At 52.8% G+C, this 22,089-nt stretch carries 19 protein-coding genes; all 19 read right to left on the reverse strand.

The features are described 5' to 3' along the window. Positions 1–68: 68 nt before the first annotated feature. Positions 69–1,217, reverse strand: a complete 1,149-nt coding sequence (gene ftsZ / locus DEP07_RS21120; protein WP_122965013.1) for a cell division protein FtsZ — start codon at positions 1,215–1,217, stop codon at positions 69–71. Positions 1,218–1,364: 147 nt separating this feature from the next. Next, complete coding sequence (gene ftsA / locus DEP07_RS21125; RefSeq protein WP_122965012.1) at positions 1,365–2,618, reverse strand: cell division protein FtsA; 1,254 nt, start codon at positions 2,616–2,618, stop codon at positions 1,365–1,367. Between the two features lie 140 nt (positions 2,619–2,758). Beyond that, a complete protein-coding gene (locus tag DEP07_RS21130; RefSeq protein ID WP_005832967.1) occupies positions 2,759–3,106 on the reverse strand; it encodes a small basic family protein in 348 nt (115 codons plus the stop codon). Positions 3,107–3,108: 2 nt separating this feature from the next. Then, a complete protein-coding gene (locus tag DEP07_RS21135; protein ID WP_122965011.1) occupies positions 3,109–3,855 on the reverse strand; it encodes a DUF881 domain-containing protein in 747 nt (248 codons plus the stop codon). A 24-nt stretch (positions 3,856–3,879) separates the two neighbouring features. Then, entirely contained in the window at positions 3,880–4,590 is a 711-nt protein-coding gene (locus DEP07_RS21140) for a DUF881 domain-containing protein (RefSeq protein ID WP_063230397.1), read from the reverse strand. Positions 4,591–4,611: 21 nt separating this feature from the next. Next, positions 4,612–5,406, reverse strand: a complete 795-nt coding sequence (locus DEP07_RS21145) for a cell division protein FtsQ/DivIB (protein ID WP_122965010.1) — start codon at positions 5,404–5,406, stop codon at positions 4,612–4,614. Positions 5,407–5,549: 143 nt separating this feature from the next. Next, the gene (gene murA, locus DEP07_RS21150) at positions 5,550–6,806 is read right to left on the reverse strand and encodes a UDP-N-acetylglucosamine 1-carboxyvinyltransferase (protein WP_122965009.1); all 1,257 of its coding nucleotides are present in this window, start codon (positions 6,804–6,806) and stop codon (positions 5,550–5,552) included. A gap of 15 nt (positions 6,807–6,821) precedes the next feature. After that, positions 6,822–7,727, reverse strand: a complete 906-nt coding sequence (murB, locus tag DEP07_RS21155; protein WP_287102984.1) for a UDP-N-acetylmuramate dehydrogenase — start codon at positions 7,725–7,727, stop codon at positions 6,822–6,824. Between the two features lie 105 nt (positions 7,728–7,832). Further along, positions 7,833–8,936: an undecaprenyldiphospho-muramoylpentapeptide beta-N-acetylglucosaminyltransferase gene (murG, locus tag DEP07_RS21160; RefSeq protein ID WP_287102985.1), complete on the reverse strand. Its 1,104-nt coding sequence runs from the start codon at positions 8,934–8,936 to the stop codon at positions 7,833–7,835. Between the two features lie 75 nt (positions 8,937–9,011). Beyond that, positions 9,012–10,109, reverse strand: a complete 1,098-nt coding sequence (gene spoVE, locus DEP07_RS21165; protein ID WP_122965006.1) for a stage V sporulation protein E — start codon at positions 10,107–10,109, stop codon at positions 9,012–9,014. 66 nt (positions 10,110–10,175) lie between these two features. Next, positions 10,176–11,540: a UDP-N-acetylmuramoyl-L-alanine--D-glutamate ligase gene (gene murD / locus DEP07_RS21170; protein ID WP_122965005.1), complete on the reverse strand. Its 1,365-nt coding sequence runs from the start codon at positions 11,538–11,540 to the stop codon at positions 10,176–10,178. Next, on the reverse strand, positions 11,537–12,508 hold the full coding sequence (gene mraY / locus DEP07_RS21175) for a phospho-N-acetylmuramoyl-pentapeptide-transferase (RefSeq protein ID WP_122965004.1): 972 nt from the start codon (positions 12,506–12,508) through the stop codon (positions 11,537–11,539). Before mraY ends, murD begins: the two co-directional genes overlap by 4 nt. Positions 12,509–12,552: 44 nt before the next feature. Next, on the reverse strand, positions 12,553–14,031 hold the full coding sequence (locus tag DEP07_RS21180; protein ID WP_122965003.1) for a UDP-N-acetylmuramoyl-L-alanyl-D-glutamate--2,6-diaminopimelate ligase: 1,479 nt from the start codon (positions 14,029–14,031) through the stop codon (positions 12,553–12,555). 147 nt (positions 14,032–14,178) lie between these two features. After that, positions 14,179–16,107, reverse strand: a complete 1,929-nt coding sequence (locus DEP07_RS21185) for a stage V sporulation protein D (protein ID WP_122965002.1) — start codon at positions 16,105–16,107, stop codon at positions 14,179–14,181. Positions 16,108–16,171: 64 nt separating this feature from the next. Continuing rightward, positions 16,172–18,628, reverse strand: coding sequence for a penicillin-binding protein (locus tag DEP07_RS21190; protein ID WP_173599290.1), 2,457 nt, complete (start codon positions 18,626–18,628; stop codon positions 16,172–16,174). A 76-nt stretch (positions 18,629–18,704) separates the two neighbouring features. Beyond that, on the reverse strand, positions 18,705–19,115 hold the full coding sequence (gene ftsL / locus DEP07_RS21195; protein ID WP_122965000.1) for a cell division protein FtsL: 411 nt from the start codon (positions 19,113–19,115) through the stop codon (positions 18,705–18,707). A 39-nt stretch (positions 19,116–19,154) separates the two neighbouring features. Then, the gene (gene rsmH, locus DEP07_RS21200) at positions 19,155–20,099 is read right to left on the reverse strand and encodes a 16S rRNA (cytosine(1402)-N(4))-methyltransferase RsmH (protein ID WP_122964999.1); all 945 of its coding nucleotides are present in this window, start codon (positions 20,097–20,099) and stop codon (positions 19,155–19,157) included. Positions 20,100–20,116: 17 nt separating this feature from the next. Beyond that, complete coding sequence (mraZ, locus tag DEP07_RS21205) at positions 20,117–20,548, reverse strand: division/cell wall cluster transcriptional repressor MraZ (protein ID WP_063230384.1); 432 nt, start codon at positions 20,546–20,548, stop codon at positions 20,117–20,119. Positions 20,549–20,699: 151 nt separating this feature from the next. Further along, positions 20,700–21,959, reverse strand: a complete 1,260-nt coding sequence (locus DEP07_RS21210) for an adenosylhomocysteinase (RefSeq protein WP_122964998.1) — start codon at positions 21,957–21,959, stop codon at positions 20,700–20,702. Between the last annotated feature and the right edge of the window lie 130 nt (positions 21,960–22,089).

Raw genomic sequence — 22,089 nt, forward strand, 5'->3', positions numbered from 1 at the left:
TATTACAATCCTTCACAAAAAAAAGCCTTGTCTCCGAAAAGAGAACAAGGCTTTTCCACTTTTGTGGCCTATTTTTTGTTGCGACGACGATTTCGCAGGAATGCTGGAATATCGAGGTTGTCGAGATTGCTCATGGAGAAGAAGGACTTGTCATCCTCTTCTTCTTTGGCACGGCCCGTATTCGTGTTGGAAATCGGTGTCGGACGGTTGCCAGCGGTATTGATCGGTTGTTGCTGGCGGCGCGGTGCTTCCGGTACGCGCTGGGAATGCTCGAATCCCGTTGCAATGACCGTAACTACCAGTTCATTTTTCAAATCTTCGTTGATGACCGCACCGAAGATCATGTTTACATCTGGGTCTGCTGCCGAAGAAACGATATCTGCTGCTTCGTTTACTTCGTACAAGCTCAAGTTGGTGCCGCCTGTGATGTTCATCAGAACGCCGCGAGCACCGTCAATCGATGTTTCCAAGAGCGGGCTGGAAATGGCACGGCGAGCTGCTTCAGCCGCACGGTTTTCCCCGCTGCCTACGCCGATCCCCATCAAAGCGGAGCCGCGCTCGGTCATGATCGTCTTCACGTCTGCAAAGTCCAAGTTGATCAGACCCGGTACAGCGATCAGGTCGGAAATCCCTTGAACCCCTTGGCGCAAAATGTTGTCCGCTTCACGGAACGCTTCGAGCATAGGTGTGTTTTTATCTACGATTTCCAGCAAACGATCGTTAGGAATGACGATCAGCGTATCCACTTTTTCCTTGAGTGCCGCGATACCAGCCTCACCGTGCTGGGAACGCTTGCGCCCCTCGAAAGAGAAAGGACGAGTCACGACACCCACCGTAAGAGCGCCCATCTCCTTGGCGATCTCAGCGACAACAGGGGCTGCACCAGTACCGGTTCCTCCGCCCATTCCCGCCGTAACGAATACCATATCTGCACCGCGCAGAGCATTTTCAATCAAATCGCGGCTCTCTTCCGCCGCCTTTTTGCCGATTTCCGGATTCGCACCTGCTCCGAGACCGCGTGTCAGCTTTTCCCCGATTTGCAGTTTAATCTCGGCACTGGACAATTGGAGCGCCTGTGCATCGGTGTTCAGGGTGATAAATTCTACCCCTTTCACGCCGCCTGCAATCATGCGGTTTACGGCATTGCTGCCGCCGCCGCCGCACCCAATTACTTTAATTCGTGCAAAGGATTCCATGTCCATATCAAATTCCAGCATATTGCTAGTCCTCCCCAATTCAACATAAAAACTTGTGGCCCAAGAAGCCGATTGACAAACGAATGGGACATCCCGTTATTCTCTTCCATGATTTCAAAAGAACGAAACGTTCCAATTTTCGCCATTGTGCTAACTACGGCAAAGCGACTAAATAAATTCGCTAAACCAGTTTTTCACTTTTTCCATCAAACCGCCGCCTTCTTTTGGCTGCTTGGCAACGGTTTGCTTCTGAGTGCCCTTGAATGAGGGGGTGACGCGTACGCTGCGGCGCTCCATCAACTGCAAGGCATATTGAATCAAACCTACCCCTGTGGTGTAGGCAGGATCCCGCACTCCGATGTAATCAGGAATTGCGATGCGAACAGGTGCGTCCAATTCTTCTTTTGCCAATTCCAGCATGCCAGGCATTGCTACTGTACCGCCAGTCAGGACGTAGCCGCCTGCAATCTCGTCGCGGAAGCCCATCTTGTAGACAGCATCCTCGACTAATTGGAATATTTCTGCAGCGCGCGGCTCAATGATATTGGCCAAGTCTACTTGGGTAAACTGCTTTTCTACTTCACTGCCAATCCGGTTCACCTTGAATTTCACATCTTCAGAAGCTTCATCGATCAACGCACAACCGTTTTTTATTTTCACGCGGTCTGCCACATCCGTATGGGTACGCAATCCTAGTGAAATGTCGCTTGTGATATGGTCGCCACCGATGCCGATCACGGTGGTAGCGGCCAGCTTACCTTGCTCGAATACACCGATCGTGGTAGAACCCGCACCGATGTCGACAAGAACGACACCCATATTTTTGTCATCTTTGGATAGGGCAACCGTGCTAGCCGCAAGCGGTTGCAAGAAAATTCCAGCTACACGCAGATTGGTTCGTTGAGCACAGCGAACGATGTTATGTACAACCGTTTTCAATCCGGTTACAATGGTCCCTTCCATTTCCAGTCGGACACCAATCATCCCGCGAGGGTCTTTGATACTACCCTGCCCATCTACGATATACTCCTTTGGAACTACCTCGATGATTTCACGGTCCGGCGGAATCGCTACAACCTTCGCTGCCTGAATGACGCGTTGGATATCTTCTTCTCGTATCTCACGGTCTTCGCTGGATACAGCGACAACCCCTTGGGTTTCATGCAACTCGATATGGTTTCCAGTGATCCCCACATACACTTCTTCGATAGAAACGCCAACCATGCGTTCAGCATGATCGACTGCTTCCCGGATGGCATGCACGGTTTGGTCGATGTCAACAATCACGCCCTTCTTGATGCCTTCTGAGTGTGATTGTCCGACGCCGATGATGTTGATGGAACCGTTGTTGATCTCGCCGATCATGACGCGTACTTTGGATGTTCCAATGTCTAGGCTGACGATGAGTTCATTACTTACCAAACCTGTGACACCTCCCCTGCTACGTCTTTTGTCTTGCTAAAATGAGAACACCTGCATAAATTATTCCACACAGGACAACCATTCCCTTTTTTTCATCTAGAATTTTTGTAAAAAAATGACCATCTTCCCATTTGTTCGGGCTATTCTTGCTGATTGATCCAACGGGATAGAACTATTCTCCTAATCACAGCCAGGTTATTGAAGAGACGCACCCCGAAAGCCACGATGGCTGCCAGGTACAGATCAATCCCGAGGAAACCTCCGATGAAGGCCAGCCCAGCTGCAAAGAGCGTATTGAAAAAGAATCCGGACATGAAGATCCGAACGTTGAAGGTGCGTTCCAAGAAGGAGCGAATCCCCCCAAAGATCGTATCCAATCCAGCCAACAGAGCTATGGAAAGATAGCTGCTATACTCCTGGGGCACGCGCCAATCCAGAAGGAAGCCGACAGCGAGACCGACAATCAGTCCGATAAGCGGGAGCCACATGGTTACGAATCTCCTTTTTCTTTAACAGGTTTCATAAATTGGATGACACGTGTTTCTTTGTTTGCGGAAATCAACAGCTTGTCCCGTTTTTCGGCCAACACTTTTTTGTTCGCCAGCTGAAAGTTCTCTTCGACACCCTCCAGCTTCATCGCGGACAAAAGCACGTCAGGCTCTCCCAATGCTTTTATTTCATATGGAGGCTGTATCGTCCTCGTATCAATCTGGATGACAGCCCCTACATTGCGGATCGCGGAAGTGGCAATCAACCGATGATCGTTAATGGACACCGCTTGCGCTCCGTTCGCAAACAGGATATTGACCAGCCAACGCAAATCTTCATCGTCAATCGTGTATTCACCTACAACAGGCACCTGCATGTGTTCGTCCAGAATCGGCTCTGTAGGCGTGTGGGCATCGACAACTTCCAGCACGATGCCTTCCCCCTCGACCTCTACCATTCCAGCCATTCGACGGTTTCGCTCCAGCTCTTCCTTCATGACCGAAATGCTCTCGTCTTCACTTAATGCGGTTTCGTATTGGTAGTACAGCTGATTGTACTTGGAAATATCTGCAAGCAGGTTTTTGTGTTTCTCCAGCTCTTTTTGCAGCGTGGTCCGGAGTTCCGCAATGCTGCGAGACTCCTTATGTACCGGATGGAGGCTGCTGCGCAATTGCACAGCCAACATCACACCTATGATAGCACTAATAATGGCAAGAATAAACGTGATTTTACGGCTTTTTTGTAACATAGGGCAAACGCATCCTTTTACCTTTTAGGAGTGTTTCGTTTTGGCGTCACCAACGAAGGCCGGGAGCTGCACCTTCTCTTTTTTCGCCAAGTCGATTTGAACAAAGTCTTGCAGAGATTGCAATACTCCTCCTGGCAAATGGAGGGCACTCTCCATCGTCTCCGGATTGCCGATTGCCGAGATGACAAAAGGAGCGGCAGACTTGATTCCGTTGACGATGATCGTCGGACCGACACAGCGGATGGAAGAGTTGCTTACCAGTCTCTGGCCGTTGATGCTGATCGCCTCGGCTCCCGCTGCGCGCAGTTCATTGACGACCAGACGCACATCTTGCTCATGCACGATGTAATTGGCGATGTCCGAGCTGCTTGCTGCCGATTGGCTGTCCTGCATCGTGATGACAAGACCAGGGCCTTCTACAGCGACCACGCCGGAGAGCATACGCGCAGCCTCCAGCTGGGCGAGTGTGTCGGCTGCCTCAGATTTTTGCTGAGCCATCGCTTCCTCGACTTTGCCTACCTGGCGCTGCAAATCAATCAGCTGGTTTTCCAAATGCCTGTTTTGTTCTTTTTCGGATAAAATCCGGTCATTCAATTGCGTTTCCTGCTGGAACAGCTGATCATTCAACCGCTCTTTGCGCGTGAGCTTGGTAGTCTCAAACGAGGTTGCTACCAGAAAGCCTGTACAAAGCGTCACGACGGTTAAATAAAGATGAAATTTGCGGCGACGACTCATTGTCTGCTACCCCTTTTTTCTTTACTGCGGCTTTTCTGTCTGCTCCTGGCTGCCTGCTATCGGAATGGCATCACTTCCCGCACCGTACGGAACAAACCACGGCTGCTCGAACATGGAGAGCACCCCTTTTGTTCCTGCCGGCAGCTCTGCCACGATCGCCGGATACCAGTTCAGCATTTTATCCAGCTTGTAGACCACGCTGCGCACTTCGTTTCCGTCGCGCATGTACAAGGTTACCCGCTGCTTATCGTACACCGTTGGCGTCAGAGTTATGTCCGAAATTTCGGCGAGCACATTCGGTGTGAGGCGAGACAACGCTTTGGCGAGATTGGGGAGCAGCTCAGGCGCTGCCCAGGAGCTGATCAAGGGCCTGTCCACCACGCGATCGGCAAAATTCACCTGCTTCAGCACCTTGCCGTTTTCGAGCAGCGGATAGCGGCTGCCGTCTTGTCCATTCCAGAAGGCGACGCGCTTTTGCTCCGTTACGTGCAGCCGGATCACTCCCGGAAAAGAACGGCTGACCGTCACGTTCTTGACGCCCTCAAGCGGCGCCAGATTGCTTTGCACGCTGCTCTCCCACACATTGAGAAATTGCATGTCGCGTTGCAGACCCGATTGCTGGACGATTTGCTCTGTGGTGTAAATGTCGTTTCCGATAACCTGGATTTCCTGCACCTTGCTGTACGGTGAGCGAATAAAAACAATGATAAGTACAGTAAGAAAAAACAGCACGAGCCAAAATACCAGTTTACGGTTTCCTTTTCGTCTGGGACGTTGCTGCTTGACTTGCGGAATGCGTTCCTCAATTACCGCCATGGCCGAATCCTTCCTCATGCATTCTAGGCTCATCGCCCGCAAGATAATTCATTCAAAAGGGAATAAATGGATTTCTTCCAAATAAATGTAACTATACAAAACAGGGAAAGCGGCATAGCACTATGCCGCTTGACTTCCCTCGATCATATCGAAACCCTCGTGATGTCGGCTCCCAGCCTGCGCAATTGCTCTTCCAGGCGATCGTATCCACGATCGATATGATGAATCTGATTCACCGTCGTAATGCCTTCTGCCGCAAGCCCTGCCAATACGAGAGCAGCGCCTGCTCGCAGATCTGTCGCTTCCACATTCGTGGCGGTCAGCTTCCCGACGCCGCGAATGATAGCAGAGCCGAGATCTACGTATATAGAGGCGCCCATTCGCGCCAATTCATTCACATGTTTGAATCTTCCTTCAAAAATCGTTTCCTTGATGACGCTGGTTCCCCTCGCCTGTGACAGAAACACCATCAGCTGCGCCTGCAGGTCAGTCGGAAACCCTGGATACGGCGAGGTGATGATCCGGTCGTAAGCACGAGGACGGGAGTTGCTTTTGATTTCCATTATATCATGGCGGGTCTTGATTTCAACACCACAGCTACGGGCAACCTCAATCAATGCCGTGAGTTGCTCAGGCAATGTATTGGTCAGCTCCACATGCCCTTGGGCAATGCCGACCGCCAGCACATACGTCCCCGTCACAATTCTGTCGGGAATGATCCGGTAGCTGACGGAGCGAAGCCGCGGTACGCCGCTGATTTCAATCGTATCGGTTCCTGCCCCTCTTATTCGCGCACCCATGGCGTTCAGGAAGTTTTGCAGGTCGATAATCTCCGGCTCCCGAGCCGCATTACAGATGCGTGTCGTCCCTTTTGCCAAGACTGCCGCCATCATGATATTTTCCGTCGCGCCCACGCTGGGGAAGGAAAGAAAGATGTTGGTCCCGCGCAATTGCTTTGCCCGAAAAGTAATGTAGCCTTCGGATTCTTCTATTTTAGCCCCGAGTGCCGTAAGACCAGACAAATGCAGGTCAATTCGGCGTTCACCAATGTCGCAGCCACCGGGACGCGATATGGTGACTTCACCCAACCTGGCCAGAAGCGGCCCGGCGAGAAAAATAGAAGATCGCATCTGGCTCATTAAATCATCTGGCACATGCGGGACGGAGACAGACGTTGTATCCAGATCGACGCAACCGTCCACGTGCTTCGTGTTGGCCCCCAGTGCCGTCATTATCTCCAGCATGACTTTGATATCTTTCAAATGGGGGACATCGTAGATATAGAATTGCCCTTCCGCAAGAACAGCAGCGGCAAGGATGGGAAGAGCAGCGTTCTTAGCTCCTTGGATCCGAAGCGAACCGGACAGAGGTCTTCCGCCTTCGATCGCAAAAGTCTCCAAACTTTCACCTCCGTGTTACCCCTCGCCCACCACCAGAACTTCCGGATGCAGATCAATTCCGTATTTCGCAAGAATTGTGCTCCGAACATGCTCAATCAAGGTGAGGACGTCGGTAGCCGTGGCTCCCCCGCAATTCACGATGAAATTCGAGTGTTTTTCTGAAACCTGAGCTCCACCGATTTGATAGCCTTTCAGCCCCGCTGCTTCTATCAGACGCCCTGCGTGATCGTTCGGCGGGTTGCGGAACACACTGCCCGCACACGGCATTTGCAACGGCTGTGTCTGGCGTCGCCGATCCTTGTTGGTCGCAAGTGTCGCGGCAATCTGCTTGCGATCGCCTGTACGCAGTTGAAAACGGGCTTCCAGCACAATCCCTTTTTCTTTTTGCAAAAGAGAAGTCCGATAGCTAAAGCTCAGTTCGTCGTTACTCAACACCTTACATTCGCCGTTTGCGAAAAGAATCTCGGCTTCAATAAGAATACGTGAAAGATCAGATCCGTGTGCCCCTGCATTCATATAGACGGCTCCGCCTACCGTACCAGGAATCCCTCCTGCGAATTCCATCCCTGTTAATCCCATCTTGCCTGTCTCCACCGCCAGGCGGATCATGGAATATCCGGCACCCACACACACCTCTTCACCCCTGAACTCGCAGTGGCTCAAGCCCTCAGCCACTTTGAACACGGCTCCGCGAATCCCTCCGTCCCTCACCAGAAGGTTGGAGCCGCGCCCGATAACACTCCAAGGAATTTCATGACGATGGATGATCTGCAAGGCTTTTAGCAAGGATTCTTTGTCCTTGGGCTGGATTAACAAATCAGCAGGACCGCCAACCCGCCATGTCGTATGATTGGCGAGAGGCTCATTGGTCCACACTTTTCCGATCCCTGCTTGCTTCAGCTCATCTGCAATATTTATCATTTGTGAACCTCCTGATACGTTTGCTAGGTCGGACCTGTAAGTCTTCTCACGTGTTTGCTCCATACTATGCGATCGCCCAGATCGGCGTGACAATCGCCCATCTGATCATTTTTTTGCGGAGACTTCCTGCAAGGTGCGCACGATTTCCGTGGCTGCTTTCGGCATTCCCAGCGACAGGGCGCTCTCTTTCATTTGCTTCCACAGCTCATCGCTGTGCAGCAAGCTTTCCACTTCCTGAAGCAGGCGCTCTCCTCTCAGCTCCTTCTCCACAATGACTCGCGCTGCACCTGCACGTTCAAGGCCGCGCGCATTTTTCTCCTGATGGTTGTTTGTCACATACGGAGACGGAATCAAAATCGACGGAACGCCGAGAGCCGTCACTTCTGCCAAGGTAGATGCACCTGCACGTCCGACCAGTATATGTGTCGCCGCCAAAACGTCCGGCATGTTATGGACGAATGGAAGCACGGAAATGTTCTCGGGAAGCTTCCCTTTTGCGGCAAGCTCGCTGGAGATTTTATCAAAGTGAACATCTCCGGTTACGTATACAAAATGAGTATCGGCATATTTGCCCAACTCGGTAACAACAGAAAGCACCGCTTCATTGATCGCCCTCGCTCCCCGGCTGCCGCCAAAGATCAGGACGATTTTTTTGCCTGCGTCTACCCCCAGAAAGCCACGGCCCGCCTCCGCGTTGCCATGCATCACTTCTGTCGCCCGTGGATTGCCAGTAAACACGGTTTTCCCCTCTGGAAAGTACGCGAGAGACTCTGCAAAAGATACGGCCACCCGAGTAGCCGAGCGCGACATAAATTTGTTGGTCAGACCAGGAACGACGTTTTGTTCGTGGATCAAGGTCGGGATGCCCAAGCGCGAGGCTGCGTAGACGACTGGCCCGCAGACGTATCCCCCCGTGCCCACGACGACATCCGGTTGAAAATCGCGCAGCATTTTTTTCGCATCCGACACGGCCCGGACGAATTTCCACAAGGTCTTCAGGTTGTCCAGCGACAGCTTCCGCTTCAACCCGCTGATCTCGACGGACTGAAAAGGAATTTCTGTTCGCGGTACGAGCTGGGCTTCCAACCCTTTTTTACTGCCGATATACAAAAAGGCAGCCTGCGGAGTTTGGCGAGAAATTTCCCTCGCCACCGCAAGCGCCGGATAAATATGTCCACCTGTGCCACCGCCTGTAAGGACGACGCGCATACTCTCACACCCTTTTTATGCAGAGAAAACAGATTGCCCACGTGCGAAGCATCGCACCTTTTTCCTGCTGTTCATTCATGATCGAGAAAACCGAGATATGTTCAGGAGAACGCCGACACCTGTGAGCATCAGTGTCAGGGATGATCCTCCATAGCTTAAAAACGGCAGCGTGATCCCCGTCACCGGAAACATGCCTGTCACGACCCCGATGTTGATGACGACCTGGATCGCAATCATTCCGATGATCCCGAGCGCCAAAAGGCTGCCGAACAGATCGGGGGCCGTGATCGCTGTGCGCATCCCTCTCCACAAAAGCAGCAGGAACAACAGCAAGATGAGCGTACCGCCGATGAAGCCGAGTTCTTCCGCCACAATGGAGAAAATGAAGTCATTGTACGGTTCCGGCAAGTACAGATGCTTTTGCCTGCTTTGTCCCAAACCGAGGCCGAGCAAACCGCCCGGACCGATCGCATACAGCGATTGAATGATTTGGTAGCCTGTATTGAGCGGGTCAGACCAAGGATCGAGAAAAGAAGTAATCCGCTTGATGCGGTAAGGAGCTGACAGTACCAGTCCGATGAAGCCAACCACCCCGATCATGCCCAAGCCGACAAAGTGGCTGATTCGCGCTCCTGCCGCGAAAATCATCACAATCGCCGTGCCTGTCAATACTGTGCCTGTACCCAGGTCGGGCTGAAGCATGATCAGGCCGAAACAAACCATCGGAATCGCCAGAGCGGGCATCAATCCTTTGCGGAACTGCACAATTTGCTTCTGGTTGTCGGACAGCCACCGCGCCAAAAACGCGACGACGCCGAGCTTGGCAAACTCGCCAGGCTGGATTCCGAAAGCCCCGAAGCCAAGCCAGCTTTTCGAGCCGTTCACTTCAATCCCGACGATAAGCACCAGAATCAACAGCCCGATACTGGCGTAAAAGCCCGGCTTGGCCCATTGTTTCCATACCCAATAGTCAATGTTCATCGTGATGTACATCGATGTGATGCCGAGCAAGGCAAAAATCAGCTGCCGCTTGGCAAAAAAGTACGGATCGGAAAAGGGTGGCTTCTGGGCGACGATCGCACTGGCGCTGTACACCATCACGATGCCAATTCCCAATAAAAAAAGTGTTGCAAAAATAATTACGAAGTCGGGGGCAGAGCGTACCTTGCTCATAGTGCCAGGTCATCCTTTCTCATGCCGTCCCGTTTCACGCTGTATTCATGAAGCTTTTGTGGGACGTTATGCTAGGCTTGTTTTAAGTCTATGCACGCCGTCCTTAAACATGCTCCCCCGTGCTTCAAACGAAGGGAACATATCCCAACTCGCACACGCCGGGCTGAGCAGCACCACGTCACCTGATTGCGCCAACCGGGAAGCAGCAAGAACGGCTTTCTCCACAGTATCGACATGGATTCGCTCGTTAATCCCTGCTTCTTCCGCCCGCGCAAGCAAAATCGGTGCGGTCTGGCCCAATGCGATGACCGCTTTTACCCTGCCCTTGATGACAGGCAAAAGCTCCTTGAAATCAACACCGCGATCCAACCCGCCGCAAATCCAGACGACAGGCTCCTGGCACGCCTGCAAGGCACGGGAAGCCGCCTCCGGATTGGTCGCTTTGGAATCGTTGAAATACTTCACTCCGGCGATGGAATCCACGTATTCCATGCGATGTTCTACCCCGGCAAAAGTCGAGAGCACCTGCACGATCGCACGCGTATCAGCGCCAGTCAGCTTCGCTACCAGAATCGCGGCGAGCGCATTGTCCAAATGCGGGACCGTGATCTCATCGACAGCGATAATCGCCTCTGTCCCGCCCTGTCCATCGGCGAACAAAATGACGCCATCCTGGACGAATGCCCCGCGCGGAACTTGCTGCGTTTTGCTGAAATAGTACGTCTGTGCGGGAAGCTCGCCGCATTTCGCGAGAATGTCCGGCTGGTCAAACGGCAAAATCGCCATATCGTCTGCGGTCTGATTGGCGAACATTTTCAGCTTGGCGTCGAGATACTCTTCCAGCGTATGGTGGTAGTCGAGATGAGCAGGGTACAGATTGAGCAAAACACCGATGTGCGGGCGAAATTCTCGCGTTCCCATGAGCTGAAAGCTGCTCAGCTCTGCGACCAGCCACTGGTCTGGCCCAGCTTCCTCCGCAAGACCGCAAAGAACGGTTCCGATGTTGCCGCCAACGAGCACATCAAGACCCGCTTCCTTGAGAATTTGTCCAACGAGCGTCGTCGTCGTCGTCTTTCCGTTGGAGCCCGTGATGCCGATGATCGGTGCCTTGGCAATCTGGGAGGCAAGCTCTACCTCCGTCACGACAGGAATACCGAGCGCAAGCGCCTGCTTCACTGGCGGCGCTTCATAAGGGATTCCCGGATTTTTTACAACGAGAGACACTCCCGGATGAATCAAATCTTCCGGATGGTGCCCGCAAATGACGGTAATCCCGAGCGCTTCCAGCTCCTCGATCCCGCTCGCTTCTTCCCGCGGCTTTTTATCGTTAACCACGACATGAGCGCCAAAGCGGTGCAGCAGTTTTGCCACTGCTACACCGCTTTTCGCCATTCCTAAAACGACTACGTGCTGATTATGATAACGCATCATCTGATTGTCACCACCTCAAGGTATACACCCAATCCGGCAAAGAACATGCCGACCAGCCAGAAGGTGACGACGACACGCCACTCGGACCAGCCTGTCAATTCAAAATGATGGTGAAGCGGGCTCATGCGAAAAATTCGTTTGCCCCGTGTCTTGAAGGAAACGACCTGCAAGATGACAGACAGTGTCTCCACGACAAACACCCCACCGACAATCGCCAAAAGCAGCTCTGTTTTCGTCATGATCGCAATTCCGGCGAGTGCTCCCCCCAAACCGAGCGAGCCTGTGTCCCCCATGAACACGCGAGCCGGATGGGCATTGAACACGAGGAAGCCGAGAACCGCACCGACGACGGCTGCACTGAAAATCGCCGTGTCGTAATCTTGCCCGAACCAGGCAATGATGGCGTACGCCCCGAAAGCGATGGCTCCCGTACCAGCCAAAAGGCCGTCCAGACCGTCCGTAATGTTTACGGCGTTGGTCGTGCCGACGAGCAAGAACAAGAGGAACGGGAAGTAGAAATAGCCCAGCTCCAGCTTCCATGGCGTGCCTGGCAAATGCAGCGACGTGTCATGCCCCATCATCAGCAGCAAAATATACGCGCCGATAGCCAGCACAATCTGACCGGCAAACTTTTGTCTGGCGGTCAAGCCGAGGTTGCGCTTCTTCCTGATCTTGATAAAGTCATCCAAAAATCCGATCAAACCGTAGCCGAGTGTCACCAGTAACAGGAAGTAAATTTCCATTGTAGCATTGGCAAACTTCAACACGGTAAATATAAGTGCCAGCAGAATGATGGTGCCCCCCATCGTAGGGGTACCAGCCTTCTTGAAGTGGGATTGCGGTCCTTCCTCCCGAATTGCCTGCCCAAATTTCAGGCGGCGAAGGAAGGGAATAAACAGTGGGCCAATCAGTACGGCAATGAGAAACGCGGCGACGATCGTGACGATTAGGACGTTGTCAGCGAACATGCCCGAGCCTCCTTTCTTTCGATGCCAATGTGTCGCATCTGTCTCTATTCTTGGTTGTACCGGGCAATCGCTTCCCGCGCAACTTCACGGTCGTCGAAGGGCAGTACTTGATCTTTGATGATTTGATACGTCTCATGGCCTTTTCCGGCGATCAAAATGACATCGTTCGGCTTCGCCAAGGAAACGGCATAATGAATCGCTTCACGGCGGTCCGTCACTGCCGTGTAACGCGCAGCAGACACATCGCGCACGCCTGCGAGCATGTCGGCAAGGATCGCCTGCGGCTCCTCGGAGCGAGGATTATCTGATGTTAAGACGGTCATATCCGCATATTTCGTTGCGATTTGCGCCATAATCGGGCGCTTCGTGCGGTCGCGGTCTCCCCCGCAGCCCACGATGCAGAACACGTTGCCTTTGGCAAATTCCTTGACGGTCATCAAGGCGTTTTCCAGGCTGTCCGGCGTATGCGAGTAATCGACGAGAACAGCGAACGGCTGACCCGCATCTACGGCTTCAAAACGTCCGTTGACACCAGCTACTGCTTCCAAGCTCGCCTTGATGTCTTCGAGGCTCACGCCTTCTGCAAGTGTAACCGCCATGGCTGCCAATGCGTTATACACATTGAATTTCCCCATCAGCTTCAGGTTGAGGTCAATCGTACCCGCAAAGGTTTCCGCCGTAAACGAGGTTCCTTTGCTCGTAATCTCGATGTTTTTAGCCTGGACGTCTGCCGGCTGGTCGATGCCGTACGTCACGACGCGCGCAGGTGTCACGGTTGCATACAGCTTCGATGCCTCGTCATCTGCGTTCAGCACGGCTGTCTTCAGGCAATTCGGATCGTAGTGGTTCCCGAGCTGGGAAAACAGCAAAGACTTGGCGTAGCGATAGTTTTCCATCGTTTTATGATAGTCGAGATGATCTTGCGTCAAATTGGTAAAGACCGCGGTATGGATGTCGCAGCCGCGCACCCGTCCCAACTCAAGCGCATGAGAGGACACCTCGATGATCGCATAGTCTGTGTTCACATCGCACATGCGACGGAAGCTTCTTTGCAGATCCACGGCATCGGGAGTCGTATTTTTCACTTCTTCGATAACATCCCCGATTCGCATGTGGATCGTGCCAATCAAGCCTGTTTGCTTGCGCCGATCGCGCAGGATCTTGTCGATCAGATGAGTGGTGGTCGTCTTCCCGTTTGTACCCGTAACCCCAATCACCTTTAACTCTCTTGTGGGAGATCCGAAAATACGATCAGCCAGCATAGCCATTGCCCGCCGGGTATCCGGCACCCTGACAATAGTCGCTGGCACGTCCAGATCTTGTTCGGATAACACGGCAACGGCGCCATTTTTCACCGCCTGGGCCGCGAACGTATGACCATCCACGGTATACCCTGTCAGACATACAAACAAGTAGCCCGGTTTAACCTGGCGCGAGTCTGCTGTCAAACCCGTAATCTCCATACTGTCATCCCCCGAAACCTTCACTGGCAACAAAGGCATGAGCAGATCCCGTAGAAACATGAAACAGGCACCCCATTCTCCAACTTAGTATAGACAGAAATTTGCCCTTTTTTACCGAAATGACACGAATCCGTTTTGGTGACGAACAAAGGCAGAGCGATTGTAGACAAGCCTACTTCCCTCCGCCTTCGAAATCTCATTTTATAGCTAATTGCTCAATTTGTCACCAAGATGTATGCGAATTTTTCCGCCCTCTTCAATTTTTACTCCCGGTGCTGGCGACTGCGCAATCACATAGGTGCCTTTGCCCGAAACGACCAGCGGAAGCGTCTCGTACGTCTGGACGACATCTTTCATCGTCTGCCCGACCATATTCGGTACTTCGATCGGTTCCCGCTCGCCCAAAGCTTTGTTGATTTCCTTGGCAATCCCGTCTTTGCGCTTGGGCACATTCAGGTGCTGCAAGGAAGATTCAATGATGCTCTTGACGCTGGGCGCGGCAATCAGTCCGCCAAAAGCCAGTGCTTTCGGATTGTCGACTGCAAAATAAACGACAATTTGCGGATCGTCTGCCGGAGCAAAGCCGATGAAGGATACGATGTACTCCCCGTCCATGTATCGCCCGTTCTTGACCTTTTGCGCGGTTCCTGTCTTCCCGCCGACACGGTAGCCTTCGATGTACGCCTTGTTCCCTGTCCCTTGGGCGACGACACTCTCCAGGGCGTACCGGACTTTTGCGGAAGTCTCTGCCGAGATGACCTGCCGCACTTCCGTCGGCAGCGTCCGCGCTACGATATCGTGTGTGACACTATCGCGCCATTCCTTGGCGACGAACGGCTTCATCAGCTTCCCGCCGTTGATCGCTGCCGAAACAGCCGCCATTTGCTGGATGGGCGTAACGGAAACGCCTTGCCCGAACGAGGTCGTGCCCAGCTCAACCGGACCGACGCGGTTCAGATTGAACAACAGCCCGTTCTCTTCTCCGATCAAATCGATTCCTGTTTTTTGTCCGAAGCCAAATTTTTTGATGTATTCAAACAGGCGTTCTTTTTGCAGCCGCTGGCCCATCGTCACGAAACCCGGGTTGCACGAGTTCTCCACGACTTCCAGCATCGTCTCCTGGCCGTGTCCTTGCCGTTTCCAGCAGCGCAGCCGCTTTCCCGCGACCGTAATGAAGCCGGGGTCGTAGAAGCCTTCATCGAGCGATACGACGCCCTCGTTCAACGCCGCAGCGAGCGTGACAATCTTGAATGTCGAACCTGGCTCATACGTTTTCCAGATGGGCAAATTCCGGTTGTACACTTCCGTCGGGTAGTTCTGATATTCGTCCGGCTGGAACGTCGGACGGCTGCCCATCCCCAAAATTTCCCCCGTCTTTGGATTCATCGCGATCGCCAGAACATCATCGGGCTGATAGGCGACCACAGCCTGATCCAGCTCCCGTTCGATGAACGACTGGATCGCACTGTCGATGGTCAGATACATGTCCATTCCGCTTACCGGAGCTACGTAATCTTCGGAGCCGCCGGGCATCACGCGTCCTTTGGCGTCAGAGGGAAACGAAATGTGTCCGTCCGTTCCTTTTAAAAATGGATCGTAAATCTTTTCCAGTCCGGTCAACCCTTGATTGTCGATCCCGGTAAAGCCCAAAATATGCGCGGCCATGGAGCCATTCGGATAAAAGCGCTTGGAATCCCCGGCCAAGTAAATCCCCGGCAGGTTCAGCTCCTGGATTTTTCGCGCTTTTTCGATCGGCAGCTTTTTCCCGCCCGGAATCTTGTCATTGCTCATTTGTTTCTTCGTGATCGCCTGGTACACATCTTCTTCTTTTTGCTCCAAAATGATCGCGAGCTGCCGGGCTGTCTCCTTCGCATCCTTGATTTGTGCGGGAACGGCGACAACGGTTGGCACTGTCATGTTGGAGACCAGCTCATTGCCGTTCCGATCGAGAATCCGGCCGCGATTCGGCTTGAAGTCGATTTCCCGATTCAACAGCTGGTCAGCCATTTGCGCCAGCTTCGGCCCTTCTACCAGTTGCACATACCCGAGTCGGGTGATGAGCGCCGTATACAGGACAATGCCGATGACAAGCGATATAAAAATGCGACGGCGTACAGTAGCATTGGATACCCGCAAAGCGAGTCCCCCCTCGAATAGGTTGTCTCTTCCTTACCTTATTCGTCGGGGGGACGGGATAGAACTATGGAGTTGGACTTGTCTGACCTGCTTGTGTGCCAGCTGGAGGAGCTTGCTGGTTGGACCCGGTGCTTCCCTGCTGTCCGCCCTGCTGACCCGCAGGCTGCTCTCCAGTCGGATTCGTCGGCGCAGTCGTTCCAGTTCCAGACGCGGGCGGCGGCGTAGCGCCATCAGGTGACGCTGTGCCTGCTGGCGCTGTGCCTTCCTGCGGTTGTGGCGCGGGCGGCGGCTGCGACTCTGATTGCAGCGTAATCAGCAGCTTCTCTTTGCCTGTGAGCGCCGTGCCCGGAGCGATGCTCTGCTGTACGACAAAGCCTGTTCCTGCGGCTTGCACGTCGATATTCAAAAGCGAAGTAAATTCCATGACTTCGCGCAGCGACTTCCCTTTGAAATCAGGCATCTTCGCCCCATCCAGACGATCCGTCACCAAAATGATTTGCTTGCCAGGCACTGTTTGCTCGTAAGCGGCAGGATATTGCTCCACGATTTTCGTGCCTGTTCCGAGCACCGTCACCGTCAGATTGTCCTGCTTCGCGCGCAGTTGCGCCGCCGTCGTCGACATCCCTTCAAACTTGGGCAAAGTCTGACTCGCTACAGGCTGAGCCGCCAATACTTGTGCTTGTGATTTCTTGTCGTTTTTCCCGTTTCCTTTATCCGCTTCCACCCGCGAGAAATCCGGCTGCTGTTGCAAATATTGCAAACTGCGCTCCATGATCGTCTTGAACGTGGGCGCAATCATCGTTTTTCCCCAGTATATATACGAATCACTCGTTTCTGGGTCATCAATGACAACGTACACGAGCAGACGCGGGTTGTCTTTTGGCGCAAAACCGATAAAGGAAGCGATGTAGTGGCCGTCCATGATTTTGCCTGTGTTCGGGTCGTACTTTTGCGCCGTTCCCGTCTTCCCTGCGACGTGGTAGCCGTCGATCGCGTACAGCTTCCCTGTTCCGTGCTCGCCTGTCACGACCGTTTCCAAAATATCGCGGGTTTTCTTCGCGGTCGCTTCTGAAACGACCCGTCTCTGCACTTCGCGTTCACTGCGCTTCACAACCGCTCCGGTGTGCGGGTCGCGCAATTCTTTGACGATATGCGGCTTCAACAGCTCGCCGCCATTGGCAATCGCCCCGACTGCGGCGATCTGCTGAATAGCTGTAACTGTCACCCCTTGTCCGAAAGTCGACGCTGCCCAGTCACGCGGAGAGCGCGGCTTCTCCAGGTTGATCAGGTTTCCTTCTTTCTCGTAAGGCAGTTCGATTTCGGTCAAAGAACCTATCCCGAACTTTTTAAAGTACGCCCTGAGCTTTTCCAGCTTGAGGCGTTCGTAGCCGAGCTTCGCGAACATTACGTTACTGGAACGCTGAACCCCTTCCAGAAACGTAATTCTTCCCCAGCCCACCCCGTTGTTGTGGTCGCGGATCGGAACTTGTCCCTTGATCGTGTACTTACCAGAGTCGTACGTCTCATTTGGATTGAACAGCCCTTCTTCAATCGCGGCTGCAAGCGTAATGATCTTGAACGTAGAACCAGGCTCGAACATGGAAGTGATCGCATGGTTTGTATAGTTGGTAATCCCGTTATAGTACGTATTGGGATTAAATTGCGAACGATTGCCCATCGCGAGAATCTCGCCCGTCTGCGGATCGGAGACGATGACCGTCATGCCTTTTGGCTTGTACTGGCGATCGACGACATCCAGCGCTTGCTCGACGTAATCCTGGATTTGCCTGTCAAGGGTGAGGTAGACGTCGTAGCCGTCTTTTGCCGGGACGTATTGGCCCTGGCTGTCCGGAAGCTGATAGCCTGCCCCGTCTCTTTTATACTCCATCTGCCCTTGTTCTCCGGCCAGTTCCTTGTTGAGCTGAAGCTCGATTCCCATTTTCGGCTGGTCGTACAGGTCCAAGTACCCGATTACGTGTGAGGCAAAGCTGTTGTTCGGGTACACACGTCTGGTCGTTTCATTTAAAAAGATCCCCGGAAGCTGGTTTTCTTCCACTTGCTGCCCACTGGGAAGCTTGGGAAATTGCAGCGCCAAAATCCGGTTTTTTTGTTCCTCGCTAATTTTTCTGCCATAGCGGCCCAGCTCGACTACCGTGTTCGGCTTGGTCAGCATTTTCACAAGTTCAGGAACCGGAGCGTTGAGGATCGGGGCAAGAGCATTCGCTGTATAGTAAGGGTCCTTGACGAAATCCTTGTCCTTGTCATCGCGCCCCTTCAACCTGGCGTTCACCGTGTACGCCTTGCCATCGAAAGCGAGAATTTCGCCGTTTCGATCCTTGATCGCTCCGCGCATCGGTTGCAGCGTCCGGGCCCGATCCCATTGTTCCGTAGCCTTATCCATAATTTTGCTTGCTTCCACCGTCTGAATCCAGTAAATCCTCAGACTCAAGGTGGAAAAAATCAAGATCAGGCACAACGCACAAATAAGGATGCGCCAGTTCACCAGTCGTTTCGTATCCATTTCCACTCACTCCATCACGTCATTGATCGGGGGTAAGAAAAAAATGTTACCGCACAATAGACGCAGTAACATTGATTTAAGGCTGGTTTGGCTTTTGTTGAAGCGAACTCGCCTTTCCGTTCTCCTGACCAATCGTATGTACGGCATTCGCATTGTACACCATGCCTTGTCGCTCGGCTTCTCTCTGGATGCGATCGCGGTTGCTGAGCTGCTCGATTTGCAGTTTCAGAGTGGCGTTGTTTTCGGCTATCAGGCGATTCTCTTTTTTGGTGCTCTGGATTTCATAGTTCATTTGGGAAATTTGCGAGTATCTTACCCCGACCATTCCCAGACCGGTCACTGTCAGCGAGATAAACAAGAGATAGAGCAACTTTTCGCCTGTCGGAATGGTAGGCTTGATTCGGACTGTTCGTTTTGTTGTTTTGGTGACGGAGCGGGATTCCTTTTCCAGTTCCATTGCCAGATTGCCTTGGTAGTAATAGCTCAACGTTTTCTCACCCCTTCTTCCTCGTCGCTTTTGCTCACTCTAGACCTTTTCCGCTACCCGCAGCTTCGCGGAGCGTGCGCGCGGATTGACTTGCAGTTCTTCTTCTGACGGCAAGATCGGCTTGCGCGTGATGATTTTGACGATCGCTTCGTTTCCACATGTGCAAATCGGGAACGCTGGCGGGCATGTGCAGCCTTTGGCATAATCCTGGTACACTTGCTTGCAAATGCGATCTTCCAGCGAGTGGAACGTGATGACACTCACGCGGCCAGCCGGATTCAAAAGCTCGATCGCATCGATGACGGCTTCTTTGAACGAGTCCAGCTCGTCGTTGACGGCAATGCGGATCGCCTGAAACGTTCGCTTCGCAGGATGTCCGCCTGTGCGTCGCGCCGCTGCCGGAATCCCTTCCTTGATCAGCTCGACCAGTTCGCCTGTTGTTTGAATCGGCTGCTTTTTGCGCTGCTGCACGATTTGCCGGGCAATTCGCCGGGAAAATTTCTCTTCTCCGTACAGCCAGATGATCTTGGCAATCTCTTCTTCGTCCCATTCGTTGATGATGTCATAAGCGGACAAGGGCGCTTGCTGATCCATTCGCATGTCGAGCGGCGCATCGGCGTTGTAGCTGAAACCGCGCTCCCCCTCGTCAAGCTGTGGCGAAGACACTCCCAAATCGAACAGGATGCCGTCTACACCTGTAAGCCCCAAATCTTTGACAATCTCCTTCAGATGGCGAAAATTGCTTTTGACCAATGTTACCTTATCCATATAGGGAGCCAGGCGTTCCCGGGCATTTTCATGCGCCCAGTCGTCCTGATCAATGGCAATCAAACGACCGCCATCGGTCAAACGGGAAGCAATCAGGCTGCTGTGACCAGCTCCGCCAAGTGTGCAATCCACATAGATGCCTCCAGGCCGAATGTTCAGGCCGTCTACAGCCTCATCCCTCAATACTGTTACATGATGAAACGACAATGTCGTCACTCCTGTTCTTCTCGCTGCTACAAATTAAAATCAACCAGTTTCTCAGCAATTTCTCCAAAAGAGCCTTCCGACTGGGCGAAATAATCTTCCCAACGTTCTTTGCTCCACACCTCTACGCGGTTGGACACACCGATGATCACACATTCTTTTTGCATGCCCGCATGCTCGCGGAGATTGGGCGGTATATTTACCCTTCCCTGCTTGTCCCACTCGCATTCGGTTGCACCGGAAAAGAAAAACCGTGTAAAAGCGCGTGCATCTGCTTTGGTGAAAGGAAGCGTCTTGAGCTTTTCCTCCAGCTGCTTCCACTCTTCCAGCGGATAAGCGAACAAGCATTGGTCAAGTCCGCGGGTAATGACAAAGGAAGCTCCGAGTCCTTCACGGAATTTCGCAGGGATGGTCAGGCGGCCTTTTTCGTCGATGCTATGCTGGTATTCCCCCATGAACACGCCCTGGTCCCCCACTTTCTTGTCCTGTGGCTCCACTTTCCCCCACTTTTCCCCACCTTGTCGCCTACTTGCTATTATAAAAAAAAATCCTGCGTTTGTAAGCAGGATTTTTTCGCTGATTTTTTTGCCGGGAAAGGACGGGTTTCGCGTCTTATTCGACCCAGCTATCGAGATACGATTTTTGCTCATCGGTCAATTTGTCGATACCGATGTTCAATGCTTCCAATTTGTACTGGGCAACCATGGCATCCAGCTCGTAAGGCACGTTCAGTACCTTCTTGCCGATTTGCTCGTACTGCTCATTGACGTGCGCCAAGGAAACAGCTTGCAGCGCGAATGTCATGTCCATGATTTCAGCTGGGTGACCGTCGCCTGCTGCCAGGTTTACGAGGCGGCCTTCTGCCAGAAGGTACAGTTTTCGACCGTCTGCCATGACAAATTCTTCGATGTCTTTGCGCACGATTCGTTTCGATGTCGACAAAGCGCCAAGCTCGACTTTGTTCACTTCGACATCGAAGTGGCCAGCGTTGGACAAGATTGCGCCATCTTTCATCACTTCAAAATGCTCTTTGCGGATTACATCACGGTTTCCGGTTACGGTCACGAAGTAGTCGCCGTGTTTTGCAGCTTCGCTCATCGGCATCACTTCGAAGCCATCCATGTACGCTTCTACCGCTTTGATCGCGTCGATCTCGGTTACGATTACTTTCGCGCCAAGACCTTTCGCGCGCATAGCTACCCCTTTGCCGCACCAGCCGTAGCCAGCAACAACGACCGTTTTGCCTGCTACTACGAGGTTTGTCGTGCGGTTGATGCCATCCCATACGGATTGGCCTGTACCGTAGCGGTTGTCAAACAAATATTTGCAGAAAGCGTCGTTCACCGCTACCATCGGGAACTCCAGCTTTCCTTCTTTTTCCAGTGCCTTCAGGCGCAGGATACCTGTTGTCGTTTCTTCTGCCCCACCGCGCACTTGAGCCAGCAGATCGCGGCGCTCGCTGTGCAGGATGGTCACCAGGTCGCCACCGTCGTCAATGATCAGGTCAGGGCGAGTTTCCAGCGTTTTGATCAGATGCTCTTTGTATTCAGCAGGGTCTGGATTGTACTTCGCAAAAACGCGAATGCCGTCTTCAACCAGAGCCGCGCAAATGTCGTCTTGGGTAGACAATGGGTTGGAGCCAGTGATGGTCACTTCTGCGCCACCAGCTTGCACCACTTTTGCCAGGTAGGCTGTTTTTGCTTCCAGGTGCAAGGAGATTGCCACTTTCAGTCCCGCAAACGGCTGCTCTTTTTCGAAGCGCTCGCGAATGCGGTTAAGAACTGGCATATGCTCTTTTACCCAGTCAATTTTCAAATGGCCGCTATGGGCAAGCGACATGTCTTTTACAATGCTTTCCGAAACCGTGTTCATGTATGGGTAACCTCCTTTATCTCATAACACAACCTTGTCTATCATATCATACGCAAGTACAACCATCATCTGTTTTTCCTATTCCCGCCAATTTTGTCGCACATCGCTTGTAAGCGCATCGTCTCGCCGC

The organism is Brevibacillus sp., from assembly GCF_003521185.1.
In the GTDB taxonomy this organism is placed as follows: Bacteria; Bacillota; Bacilli; order Brevibacillales; family Brevibacillaceae; genus Brevibacillus; species Brevibacillus parabrevis.